The 11,588-nt window shown below is 69.9% G+C and carries 10 protein-coding genes and 1 tRNA gene; 7 read left to right on the top strand and 4 right to left on the bottom strand.

Annotated features, from left to right (window positions below):
* Positions 1-41: 41 nt before the first annotated feature.
* Positions 42-566 carry a MarR family winged helix-turn-helix transcriptional regulator gene (locus ACU6RU_RS03580; RefSeq protein ID WP_289330736.1) on the bottom strand — a complete coding sequence of 175 codons (525 nt, stop codon included), beginning with the start codon at positions 564-566 and terminating at the stop codon, positions 42-44.
* Between the two features lie 111 nt (positions 567-677).
* Here ACU6RU_RS03580 and ACU6RU_RS03585 point away from each other — a divergent pair, with 111 nt between their 5' ends.
* Positions 678-1,274, top strand: a complete 597-nt coding sequence (locus tag ACU6RU_RS03585) for a MarR family winged helix-turn-helix transcriptional regulator (protein WP_446725914.1) — start codon at positions 678-680, stop codon at positions 1,272-1,274.
* Between the two features lie 68 nt (positions 1,275-1,342).
* Here ACU6RU_RS03585 and dcd read toward each other — a convergent pair whose 3' ends face one another.
* On the bottom strand, positions 1,343-1,948 hold the full coding sequence (dcd, locus tag ACU6RU_RS03590; protein ID WP_120264439.1) for a dCTP deaminase: 606 nt from the start codon (positions 1,946-1,948) through the stop codon (positions 1,343-1,345).
* A 35-nt stretch (positions 1,949-1,983) separates the two neighbouring features.
* Positions 1,984-2,997, bottom strand: coding sequence for a LacI family DNA-binding transcriptional regulator (locus ACU6RU_RS03595; protein ID WP_120263662.1), 1,014 nt, complete (start codon positions 2,995-2,997; stop codon positions 1,984-1,986).
* A gap of 207 nt (positions 2,998-3,204) precedes the next feature.
* Here ACU6RU_RS03595 and ACU6RU_RS03600 point away from each other — a divergent pair, with 207 nt between their 5' ends.
* The 5 genes from ACU6RU_RS03600 (at position 3,205) to ACU6RU_RS03620 (ending at position 9,341) form a co-directional block, all read left to right on the top strand.
* The gene (locus ACU6RU_RS03600) at positions 3,205-4,509 is read left to right on the top strand and encodes an ABC transporter substrate-binding protein (protein ID WP_289330734.1); all 1,305 of its coding nucleotides are present in this window, start codon (positions 3,205-3,207) and stop codon (positions 4,507-4,509) included.
* Between the two features lie 8 nt (positions 4,510-4,517).
* Positions 4,518-5,534 (top strand): carbohydrate ABC transporter permease, encoded by a 1,017-nt coding sequence (locus ACU6RU_RS03605; RefSeq protein WP_120263664.1) that lies wholly within the window; start codon positions 4,518-4,520, stop codon positions 5,532-5,534.
* A complete protein-coding gene (locus ACU6RU_RS03610; RefSeq protein WP_289330733.1) occupies positions 5,531-6,427 on the top strand; it encodes a carbohydrate ABC transporter permease in 897 nt (298 codons plus the stop codon). The genes ACU6RU_RS03605 and ACU6RU_RS03610 overlap by 4 nt, the downstream gene beginning before the upstream one ends.
* A gap of 78 nt (positions 6,428-6,505) precedes the next feature.
* A complete protein-coding gene (locus tag ACU6RU_RS03615) occupies positions 6,506-8,731 on the top strand; it encodes a beta-xylosidase/alpha-l-arabinosidase (protein ID WP_446725994.1) in 2,226 nt (741 codons plus the stop codon).
* 539 nt (positions 8,732-9,270) lie between these two features.
* A tRNA-Gly gene (locus ACU6RU_RS03620) sits at positions 9,271-9,341 on the top strand.
* A 325-nt stretch (positions 9,342-9,666) separates the two neighbouring features.
* Here the strand turns inward: ACU6RU_RS03620 and ACU6RU_RS03625 are convergent.
* Positions 9,667-10,464, bottom strand: coding sequence for an MOSC domain-containing protein (locus tag ACU6RU_RS03625; RefSeq protein ID WP_446725915.1), 798 nt, complete (start codon positions 10,462-10,464; stop codon positions 9,667-9,669).
* Positions 10,465-10,643: 179 nt separating this feature from the next.
* Here ACU6RU_RS03625 and ACU6RU_RS03630 point away from each other — a divergent pair, with 179 nt between their 5' ends.
* Positions 10,644-11,564, top strand: a complete 921-nt coding sequence (locus ACU6RU_RS03630) for a formate/nitrite transporter family protein (protein ID WP_289330723.1) — start codon at positions 10,644-10,646, stop codon at positions 11,562-11,564.
* Positions 11,565-11,588: the final 24 nt, after the last annotated feature.

An 11,588-nucleotide genomic window follows, 5' to 3' on the forward strand; every position in this document is an offset into this window, starting at 1 on the left:
GGAGAAGCCCAGTTGCCTGCATCCGCGACAGCGGGTATGGCTCAGCCGCGCGGCCAGGCGTCGGCGAGTTTGGTGAGCAGTCGGGCCAGTTCGGCGCGCTCGTCGTCGGTGAATCCGTCCAGCGCGCTGCCCAGGGCCGCGCGACGTTCACCCCGCACGCTGCGCGCGAATCCACGCCCCTCGTCGGTCAGTGCGATGCGGGTGCGGCGGGCGTCGTCGGGGTCGGCCTCGCGACGCACCAGGTCGAGCTCGACGGCCTGCTGCACCAGCCGGGAGGCCCGCGGCTGGTCGACACCGATCGCCTCACCGATCTCGCTGACGCTGAGCGGGTGGGATGCCGCGGCGAGCGCCTCGAGCATGCGCAGGCGCGCGAGGCCCGCCATCCTCCCGCGTCCGTCGGCGAACGGACCCCCGCGATGTCCGTGCGGGCCGTGCCCGGCGTGGCTGCCGAACGGCCCCTGCGCGTGCGCTGCGTGCTGCGGACCGGGCCCTGGACGCCGCAACCCGCGCAGACGCCCCAACGCGTCGGCGATGGCATCGATCTGCGGGTCGTCGGCAGCCGTCATGGTTCGAGAATACATGCGACTTGACATGGACCGGACTGCATGTCATAGTGCATATACATGACACATGACATACATAACGGGTCGGATGCGCCGGCCCGCGAAGGGAACACCATGAACAACCACGACAACACCCCCGAGACACGCGACACCCGATCGCGGTCGCTGGCCTTCTGGATGCGCGCCGCCGGAGCGGCACTCGCCACCGAGATGAATCGGGCGCTGGCCGCCGAGGGGCTCGACCGCCGAGACTGGGCCGTGCTCGATGTCCTCGCCGGCGGGCGCGACATCCCCGGCCTGGCCGAGCGCGTGCAGCGCGGCGGCAAGCGCGTCCGGTCACTCGCGGCTCGCGGCTGGGCCGTCGAGCGCGACGGGATCTGGACCATCACAGAGGAGGGCCGTCGCGAGCGCGACCGCATCCATGGGCTCGTCACGGGCGTCCGCGGTCGCGTGCGGGGCGCCGTGACGGAGGAGGACTACGCCACGACGGTCGCTTCGCTCGAAGCGATCGCTCGCGAGCTGGGTTGGGACGAGAGCGGACCACGCCGATTCGGCCCCCGGGGCCACCGCGGCTTCGGTCACCGCTTCGGCCACGACCACCGCGTCGGCCACGGCCGGGGCCCTCGCTGCGGCGAGCAGCCCCACCACGGCGAGCACGCGTTCGAGCGCGGCTTCACCGCCGGCTTCGCGGCCGGGCGCGACGCCGCCTGACCCGCGGCAACTCGGATGAGGCCCCCGAGGTTCGACGCCTCGGGGCCCTCATCCGTCCCGGAACCGCGTCAGGCGCCGCGCGATCCGGCGTCGATCGTGCCCACGTCGGTCCGGTGGAAGTTCTGGAACGAGCGCGACGCGGTCGGGCCGCGCTGCCCCTGATAGCGGTTGCCGTACGGGCCGGATCCGTAGGAGTTCTCACTCGGCGAGCTGAGCTGGAAGAAGCAGAGCTGCCCGATCTTCATCCCCGGCCAGAGCTTGATCGGCAGAGTGGCGACATTGGCGAGTTCGAGCGTCACGTGACCCGAGAACCCGGGGTCGATGAAGCCGGCCGTCGAGTGGGTGATCAGGCCCAGCCGCCCGAGAGACGACTTGCCCTCCAGACGCGCGGCGACGTCGTCGCCGAGGCGCACCTGCTCGTACGTCGATCCGAGCGCGAACTCGCCCGGATGCAGGATGAACGGCTGGTCCGGCTCGACCTCGATCAGACGGGTCAGCTCGGGCTGATCCTGCGCCGGGTCGATGAAGGGGTACTTGTGGTTGTCGAACAGGCGGAAGTACCGGTCGAGGCGCACGTCGACGCTCGAGGGCTGCACCATCGAGGCATCCCAGGGGTCGAGACCGATACGGCCCTGATCGATTCCGGCACGGATGTCGCGATCACTCAGCAGCACGGACACAGCCTAGAGCGCGAGGCCGGGCGAGGACGTCATCCGGCCCGATACCGGGCGGGCGGCGCGGTGGTCTGCCGGGCCACCAGTTTCGTCGGAAGCCGCAGATGCGTGGCCGGCAGCGTCTCGCCGCGCATGAGGGCCAGCAGCATCTGCACCGCGGCCGCCCCCAGGCGCCCCATCGGCTGTCGCACCGTCGTCAGGGGGACGGGAAGCCTCGTCGCCTCGGGGATGTCGTCGAATCCGACGATCGACAGGTCGCGGGGAACCTCGAGCCCGAGCTCGGCGGCCACCTGCAGGATGGCGATCGCCGACACGTCGTTCGCCGCGAAGACAGCGGTGGGCCGGTTGGCCGCCGAGAGCATGTCGATCGCGACCTCGCGCACCGTCGCCTCGCGATAGCGCCCCGCCCCGACGTACGTCGCGTCGAACGGGATGCCGGCGTCGGCGAGCGCGCGACGATATCCGGCGTCGCGTGCGATCGACGACCGCAGGTCGGCGCGTCCCGCGATGTAGCCGATGCGCGTGTGCCCCATGCCGATGAGGTAGGCCGTCGCCTCACGGGCGCCGCCGTAGCTGTCGCTCTCGACGATGGGCACGTCGGCGGGGCCGGTGTGCGGGTCGATCGCGACGAGCGGGACGTCGGCACTCGCTTTGACCACCGTGGGTGTGACCATGATCGCGCCGTCGATCAGCGTTCCGCTCAGGCGCGACAGCGACCGCCGCTCCCACCCCTCCTCGTCGCCCCGCGACCCTGAGTAGGCGAGCAGGTCGTAACTGGTGTCACGAAGCGCCTCGCCCACACCCTTGAGGATCTCAGCGCTGAACGGCTCGAAATCGGCGACGAGGACGCCGATCACACCCGTCGAGCGCGAGCGCATGCTGCTGGCGATGAGGCTCGACTCGTAACCGAGCTCCGCAACGGCCGCCATCACGGCATCCACGGTGGCTGTCGCCACGCCGTAGCGCCCATTGACGGCCTTCGACACCGTCGACACCGAGACGCCGGCGCGCTCGGCGACGTCGTGGATGGTGGGGCGGCGACGGTCCATGCACGCATGCTAGCCCGAAATGGAAACCGTTTTCGAAAACGTTTGACACCTCTTTGTTGCCCGCGCAAACTTTCGGTGTCCGACAGCACCAGCGAATGTCCGACGACACCCGAGCATCGCCGCTCGGCGGTTCGAGCAGCCCAGCCCGGGCCCGGCCGCGGCGCGCTCACCGGCAGATGTCCACTCAACGAAGAGAGAAGGAATCACATGGCACGCTCCATCACGGCTCGCCGCAAGGCAGCTGTCACGGCAGCCGTCTTGGCGGTGGGGGCACTGGCCCTCACCTCCTGCAGCGCCAACGGCGACGGCGGCAGCGCCGACGGCACCGTCGAGATGACGCTCTGGCAGAACTCGACGACCGGCCCCGGACAGGAGTTCTGGAAGGACGCGATCGCCGCGTTCGAGGCGGAGAACGAGAACGTGAAGATCTCGATGCAGTCCGTTCAGAACGAGGACATGGACGGCAAGCTCCAGACCGCACTCAACGCGGGAGACCCGCCCGACATCTTCCTGCAGCGCGGCGGCGGCAAGATGGCCGCCATGGTCCAGGCCGGACAGCTGATGGACCTCACCGACCTCATCGGCGACACCGCCAAGGAAGAGATCTCGGAGGGCTCGTTCAAGGCCGAGACCTACCAGGACAAGGTGTGGGCGATGCCGCTCGCCGTGCTGCCCAGCGGCTTCTGGTACAGCTCCGACCTGTTCACCGACGCCGGAATCACCGAGACCCCCACGACGGTCGACGACCTCAAGACCGTCGTCGGGCAGCTCAAGGATTCCGGTATCGCCCCGATCGCTCTCGGCGCGAAGGACGCCTGGCCCGCCGCGCACTGGTTCTACAACTTCGCGCTGCGCGAGTGCAGCCCGGAGACGATCGAGAAGACCGGCGACTCGAAGGACTTCAGCGACGAATGCTGGCTCAAGTCCGCCGAGGACCTCGCCGACTTCGCCGAGCTCCAGCCGTTCAACGAGGGCTACCTCACCACCTCGGCGCAGCAGGGCGCGGGCAGCAGCGCGGGCCTCATCGCGAACCACCAGGCGGGCATGGAGCTCATGGGCGCCTGGAACCCCGGCGTCATCGCCTCGCTCACGCCCGACGAGCAGCCTCTGCCCGACCTGGCGTGGTTCCCCTTCCCCGAGCTGTCGGGCGGAGCGGGTGAGCCCGGCTCGATCATGGGCGGTGTCGACGGGTACTCGTGCTCGGCCAAGGCCCCCAAGGAGTGCGCCGACTTCCTGAACTTCCTCGCCAGCGCCGAGCAGCAGGAGGCCTACTACAAGGCGTTCAACGCTCCGCCGGTCAACTCGGTCGCGCAGGGCGCCGTCGAGGAGGAGTACCTCCAGGAGGTCCTCGCCGCATACAACAAGGCACCCTTCGTGTCGCAGTGGCTCGACACCGTCCTCGGCCAGAACGTCGGCAACGCGCTCAACGTCGCCGTCGTCGACCTGCTCGCGGGCAAGAGCACGCCCGAGCAGATGATCCAGTCGGTCTCCGACGCGGCGAAGAAGGGCTGATCCGCATCATGTCGCTCAGCGAGACAGCCGTGGCGGGCAACGCCGACGGCGTGGATCTCGCGGCCCGGGGCGAGGGCGTCACCACGACGCCCTCGCCCTCCCGGCGCCGCCGAGGCCTCGGCTGGTCGGGTCGCCTCGAGATCGCGGTGCTCGTCGGACCCGCCCTGGTGATGTTCGTCGGGTTCGTCATCTTCCCCGTCGTGATGGCCGCGTACTACGGCTTCTTCCGCTGGCAGGGCTACGGACCGCCTACCGAGTTCGTCGGCCTGCAGAACTACATCACGATCCTCACCGACCCGACCTTCGTCGAGGCCCTCAGCCACAACGCGATCATCGTCGTGGCATCCCTCGTGCTCCAGGGACCGGTCGCGGTCCTCCTCGCTCTGCTGCTCAACCGCCGCATGCGCGGGCAGTCGCTCATCCGCGTGCTGATCTTCGTTCCGTACGTCATCGCCGAGGTCGTCGTCGGCACCGGCTTCGGGCTCATGCTGCAGACCCAGGGCGCCCTCAACGGCGCACTCGAGCAGCTCGGCCTCGGGGCGTTCACGCGCGACTGGATCGCCGATCCCTCGATCGCCATCTGGACACTCATGGGCATCCTCACGTGGAAGTACGTCGGCTTCGCCGTCATCCTCTTCCTCGCCGGCCTCCAGGGCATCCCCGAGGAACTGTACGAAGCCGCCGCCCTCGACGGCGCCGGCTACTGGCAGATGCACTGGCGGATCACCCTGCCGCTGCTCGCCCCCACCCTGCGCATCTGGGCGTTCCTCTCGATCATCGGCGCGCTGCAGCTGTTCGACCTCGTGTACATCATCTGGGGTCAGTACGTCGCCTCGACGGCCGGCACCTCGACGATGGCCACCTACATGGTCGTCAACGGCCGCAACGCGGGCAGCTACGGCTTCGGAAACGCCGTCGCCGTCGTGATCTTCCTCATCTCCCTCGTCGTCGCGATCGTGTACCAGCGCTATGTGCTGCGACGCGACACCGCCGGGGCCATCACCGAAGGGAAGCAGGAGCGATGACCGCCCTCACCTCTTCCGCCACTCGCGCGGTCGTCACCCCCGCCCCCACCGGTCGTCGCGGGCGCCGCAGAGAGCGCCTGCCCTGGGGCAGCCCCGTGGTGTATTTCGTCGCCCTCGTCGTGATCGCGCTCATGCTGACGCCGGTGCTCTACATCATCATCGGCGGCTTCCGCAGCAACGCCCAGATCACGGTGGACCCCGCCGGATGGCCGTCGCCCTGGAACATCGAGAACTACCTCACGGTGCTCACCGGGTCGCAGTTCTGGCAGCAGGTGCTCAACTCCACGATCGCCGCCGGCGCCACGACGATCGGCGCCGTGCTGCTGGGGCTCATGGCGAGCTACATCATCGCCCGCTACCAGTTCCGCGGTCGCGGAGTGCTGTACGCCGTCTTCGCCTCGGGCCTGATGTTCCCCATCACCGTCGCGATCACCCCGCTGTACATCGTCATCCGCGACCTCGGCCTGATGAACTCGCTCGCGGGCATCATCCTGCCGCAGATCGCCTTCGCACTGCCGATGACGATCATCATCCTGGTGCCGTTCCTGCGGGCGATCCCCGACGAGATCCAGGAGGCCGCGTTCATCGACGGATGCGGGCGCCTGTCGTTCTTCTGGCGGATGGTGCTGCCCCTGTCGGTGCCCGGCGTCATCACGGTCGGCATCCTCGCCTTCATCGGCAGCTGGAACAGCTATCTGCTGCCGCTGTTCATCCTCAACAACGAGGCGACCTTCACCCTGCCGCTCGGCGTGCAGGCGTTCTCGTCGCAGTACTCGGTCGACACGGCGAAGGTGCTCGCCTTCACCTCCCTGTCGATGCTTCCCGCCCTGGCGTTCTTCAGTCTGTTCGAGCGCCGCATCGTCGGCGGTCTGACCGGCGCCGTCAAGGGCTGATCCCCCGTAGAGAAAGCACGAACTGTGACCCTCACCGATATCTCCGTCTCGACGCGCGTCGCCGACCTGATCGCGCGCATGACCCTCGACGAGAAGCTGGCCCAGCTGGTCGGCTTCTGGGTGGACCAGGGCGATGAGGTCGTCGCCCCGATGGCCGGCGAGATGGCGTCGTCGACCGCGTACGCCGACGCCACCGTCCACGGCCTCGGCCAGCTCACCCGCGTCTACGGCACACGGCCGGTCGACCCGATCGAGCGGGCGGCGTGGTTGTGGGACGAGCAGCGCCGGCTCGTCCGCGAGACGCGGCTGGGCATCCCCGCACTCGTTCACGAGGAATGCCTGACGGGCCTGGCGGCATGGCAGGCGGCGACCTTCCCCACACCCCTCGCGTGGGGAGCGGCGTTCGACCCGGAGCTCGTCGAGGAGATGGGGGCGCTCATCGGCGAGTCGATGCGCGAGCTCGGCATCCACCAGGGGCTGGCCCCGGTGCTCGACGTCATCCGCGACCCCCGCTGGGGCCGCGTCGACGAGTGCATCGCCGAAGACCCGTACGTCGTCGGCGTCATCGGCACCGCGTACGTGCGAGGCCTGCAGAGCACGGGGGTGCACGCGACGCTGAAGCACTTCGTGGGCTACTCGGGCTCGCAGGCGGGCCGCAACCACGCACCGGTCCACGCCGGACCGCGCGAGATCGCCGACGTCTTCCTTCCGCCGTTCGAGATGGCCGTGCGCGACGGCGGCGTGCGGTCGGTCATGAACTCGTACGCCGAGATCGACGGGGTGCCGGTCGCCGCGACCCCCGCCTACCTCACCGACCTCCTGCGCGACACATGGGGCTTCGACGGCACCGTCGTGTCGGACTACTTCTCCGTCGCCTTTCTCCAGACGATGCACGCCGTCGCGCGAGACCGCGGCGAGGCCGCGCAGCTCGCCCTCGAGGCCGGCATCGATGTCGAGCTGCCTACCGGCGACGCCTACGTCGGGCCGCTCGCCGAGCGCGTGCGCGCGGGACTGGTCGACGAGGCGCTCATCGACCGCGCCGTCCGCCGCGTGCTGATCCAGAAGGAGGAGCTGGGGCTGCTCGACGAGACGTTCGAGACGCCGCCGACCAGCGTCGACCTCGACTCGCCCGCGCACCGCGCCCTCGCTCGCCGCCTGGCTGAGGAATCGGTCGTGCTGCTGAGCAACGACGGCACCCTTCCCCTGGCGTCGCCTCGCCGCGTCGCCGTGATCGGACCGAACGGCGACAGCTCGGAAGCCCTCATGGGCTGCTACTCGTTCGCCAATCACGTGCTCGCGCACCACCCGGGCGTACCCCTGGGATTCGAGATCCCCACCCTTGCGGCATCCGTCGCCGAAGCCCTTGCCGACGCTGAGGTCGCCGTCGTGCGCGGCTGCGACGCCGAGGGCGACGACCGGTCGGGCTTCGCCGAGGCGGAGGATGCCGCACGCGCGGCGGATGTCGCGATCGTCGCCGTCGGCGACCGGGCGGGTCTGTTCGGGCGCGGCACCGTCGGCGAAGGAAACGACGCCGACTCGCTCGAGCTTCCGGGCGTGCAGCGCGAGCTCGTCGAGCGTCTCGTCGCGACGGGGACGCCGGTCGTGCTCGTCATCCTGTCGGGTCGTCCCTACGCGATCGACTGGGCGCTCTCGGGCGAGGGGGCCGTCGCCGCGGCGCTGCAGACCTTCTTCCCCGGCGAAGAAGGGGGTGCCGCGATCGCTGCGGTCCTGAGCGGCGAGGTCTCGCCGTCGGGTCACCTTCCCGTCTCGCTCCCCCGCTCGTCGGGCTCGCAGCCCTACAGCTACCTGCACCCGATCCTCGGCGGGCCGAACGAGATCACGAGCGCCGACAGCACCCCCGCGCTCCCCTTCGGGCACGGCTTGAGCTACACGACGTTCGAACGCACCGATCTGTCGGTGACGGCGTCGGTGCCCGCGGGCGACGCCTTCACGGCGACCGTGCGGGTGCGGAACACGGGTGGGCGCGCCGGCACCGATCTCGTGCAGCTCTATGCCCGCGACCTCCACGGGAGCATCACCCGCCCCGTCGCGCAGCTGCTCGGCTTCGCCCGGGTGCAGCTGGATGCCGGCGCCGAGGCGACCGTCTCGTTCGATGTGCCGACAGCGCGGCTGGCGTTCACCGGACGCGAGGGCGTGCGCATCGTCGAACCCGGCGACATCGAGCTGTGGGTCGGCCCGTCGTGCGCGGAGCGCGAGACCGAGGCGGCGACCGAGATCGTCGGCGACGTGCACCGCGTGACGGCATCCGACCGGCGCATCGTAGAGGTCTCGATCGAGCGCTGATCAGGGGTCGTGTACGACGGGCTCGAGCGATAGTGTGCGGGCCATGTACAACGACTACGCAGGACCCGCAGCGGCCTTCGGCATCGGCTTCATCGTGCTCGGCATCGCGATCTACCTCGGGACGATCGCGCTCATCCTCTGGGTGAGCTACCTGCTGATGCGGACGGCGGTGAAGAACGGGATGCTGCTCGCCATGCGCGAGAGCGGCGGACAGTTCCCAGGCGGTGGGGGTGCGGTTGGTGGCGGTGGTTATGCTGCCGGTCCGCGTCCGGCAGCACCGCCGTACCCGCAGGCTCCGCCCGCGCCGGGCGGTCACGGCCCGGCTGGCCCCGCGGCGCCGGGCGGCCCGGCTGGGTCGGGAGGTCCTGCTGGGCCGGGCGGCCCGGGTGGCCCTGCTGGGTCCGGAGGACCGGCTGGGCCTGCAGCTCCGGGTGGGCCTGCGGCTCCGAATGGGCCGTCTGCTCCTGGCGGCCCTGGCGGCCCTGCTTCGGGCGGTCCGAGCCCCGTGGGGTAAGCTGACCGAGCACCTTCGGGTGCGTGGGGCTGTAGTTCAATGGCAGAACATCTGCTTCCCAAGCAGATAGCGCGGGTTCGATTCCCGTCAGCCCCTCAGATGCGAAAGGGACGCGGCCATCGGTCGCGTCCCTTTCGCATTCGTGCGGTTGCCGTCGGAACCGCCCCAGTCGCGCCGATTCGCGATGCAAGGGACCACACCCGACACGCCGCGATGCGGCATCCTCCACCCGGGTGTCGGTCGGGAACACTTGTATCCCCGCACGTGAACCAAGCCCCGCCCCGGCCCCGCCCCTGCACCGCTCAGCCCGCCGCGATGCAAGTGATTGCCGACGACACCCCGGCGCCGGGGCATCCCACCCGGGTGTCGGGCACGATCCCTTGCATCCCGGCACCCACGAACGGATGCCGACCACCCCGGCTCAGCCCCCGATGACGACCTCGTCGCCGACCCGAACCACACCGCCGCCGGCGGCGGGGAGGAGGAGGATGCCGAGGGTCGGCTCGGCCTGATCGAATTCGGTCGTCAGCACCCGCAGCAGCCGCGCGTCGCGTTCGCCCGTGTCGGGGTTGGCCATGATCGCGGCGCAGCGGCCGATGGGGCGCTGCACGTCGAAGGCGACGTCGCCGATGCGGATGCGGCCGCTCCAGCCGAGCTCGTCCCACGCCCCGGCACCCGAAACGACGATGTTCGAGCGGAACCGCCGGCTGTCGACGGGCGCGGCCACCGCGGCATCCACCTCCGCGACCGAGGCGGCGCCGTGCAGCGAGACGTAGCCGCGCGCCCGATCCTGGAATCGCGAGATGACGCCGTCGCCGATGAGACGCAGAGGCAGCACGCCCTCGCGCTCGAGGCGTCGCGCGTCGCCCGACGCGAGCACGAAGGCGGTCACAGCCTCCTCGAGCTCGCGCCGACCGGCGTCGTCGAGCCTCACCTCGGCAAGCACGACACCGCCGGCGCTCAGCCGCAGCCGCTGCGCCTCGGCCTCGAACGCGAGCGTCACCTGCGCGAGCGCCGGGAAGTCCATGAGCGCGAGGCCCCTGCTCTTCGGCCACGACTCGAGGCCGTCGGCATCCTCCGGCTCCACGGCGTCGGCGAATCGGAAAGCAAGAACCCGGTCACCGGCGATCCGGCCATCGGCCTGCACGACGAGCTCGTCGCGGGCTTCGGGCGTGAACCCCTTGACGGGATAGCGGTACAGGGCGGAGACGACGGACACACCTCTACTCTTCCGCACCCCGCCCGAATCGCCCGCAGCCCCCCGCGGTTCTCACATCCACCCGTCCGACGAAGTGAGAAAGAGGTAACCGAACGGGCGATCAGAGAGACCGCCGGGGAAACACCCCGCCTCTAGCGTCGAGCACCATACCCACCGGCTCTCGACCGAAGGAGGACGCGATGTCCTACGTCAAGCCCACCGAGCTCGTTCAGACCGTCATCGACGCGGGCGCGTCGAAGGTCATGCTCTCGACCCGCGACACGCTCATCCGCTCCATCATGGGCGGCGCCGTCCTCACGATCGCCGCCGCCTTCGCCGTGACCATCACCGTGACGACGGGGATGCCGCTGCTCGGCGCCGTCCTCTTTCCGATCGGCTTCATCATGCTGTACCTGCTCGGCTACGACCTGCTGACCGGCGTCTTCGTGCTCGCGCCGCTCGCCTGGCTCGACCGGCGTCCGGGGGTGACGCTCGGCGGCATCCTGCGCAACTGGGGCCTGGTGTTCCTCGGCAACTTCATCGGCGCCTTCACCGTCGCCGTCCTCATGGCGATCGTCGTCACCTACGGGTTCTCGACCCCGCCGAACGAGGTGGGCCAGGCGATCGGCCACATCGGCGAGGGCCGCACCGTCGGCTACGCCGAGCACGGCGCAGCGGGCATGCTCACGCTCTTCGTCCGCGGCGTCCTGTGCAACTGGATGGTCGCGACGGGCGTCGTGCTGGCGATGATCTCGAAGGATGTCATCGGAAAGATCTTCGCGATGTGGATGCCGATCATGCTCTTCTTCTTCATGGGCTTCGAGCACTCGATCGTGAACATGTTCCTGTTCCCCTCGGGGCTCCTCCTCGGCGGTGACTTCACGATCATGGACTACCTGATCTGGAACGAGATCCCCACCGTGCTCGGAAACCTCGTCGGTGGCCTCGTCTTCGTCGCGATCCCGCTCTACTTCACCTACGGCCGGCCGACCTCGCCGCGTCGCGCGCGCACGCCCAAGCGCACCCGTGCGACCGGGGCCGTCGCGCCGGCCACCGTCGAACCCGCCGTCGAGCCCGCCGCCGAGCCCGCAGCCGCCGAGCCCGAGACCGCCCGGGTCTGACTCATGGCGCGCACCGTAAGCAGC

This window comes from Microbacterium sp. F1-18 (assembly GCF_052921305.1).

Coding starts and splice junctions, on each gene's coding strand:
- ACU6RU_RS03630 (WP_289330723.1), top strand. CDS start 10,644: ATGTCCTACGTCAAGCCCACCGAGCTCGTTCAGACCGTCATCGACGCG.
- ACU6RU_RS03610 (WP_289330733.1), top strand. CDS start 5,531: ATGACCGCCCTCACCTCTTCCGCCACTCGCGCGGTCGTCACCCCCGCC.
- ACU6RU_RS03595 (WP_120263662.1), bottom strand. CDS start 2,997: ATGGACCGTCGCCGCCCCACCATCCACGACGTCGCCGAGCGCGCCGGC.
- ACU6RU_RS03585 (WP_446725914.1), top strand. CDS start 678: ATGAACAACCACGACAACACCCCCGAGACACGCGACACCCGATCGCGG.
- ACU6RU_RS03580 (WP_289330736.1), bottom strand. CDS start 566: ATGACGGCTGCCGACGACCCGCAGATCGATGCCATCGCCGACGCGTTG.
- ACU6RU_RS03600 (WP_289330734.1), top strand. CDS start 3,205: ATGGCACGCTCCATCACGGCTCGCCGCAAGGCAGCTGTCACGGCAGCC.
- ACU6RU_RS03605 (WP_120263664.1), top strand. CDS start 4,518: ATGTCGCTCAGCGAGACAGCCGTGGCGGGCAACGCCGACGGCGTGGAT.
- ACU6RU_RS03615 (WP_446725994.1), top strand. CDS start 6,506: ATGACCCTCGACGAGAAGCTGGCCCAGCTGGTCGGCTTCTGGGTGGAC.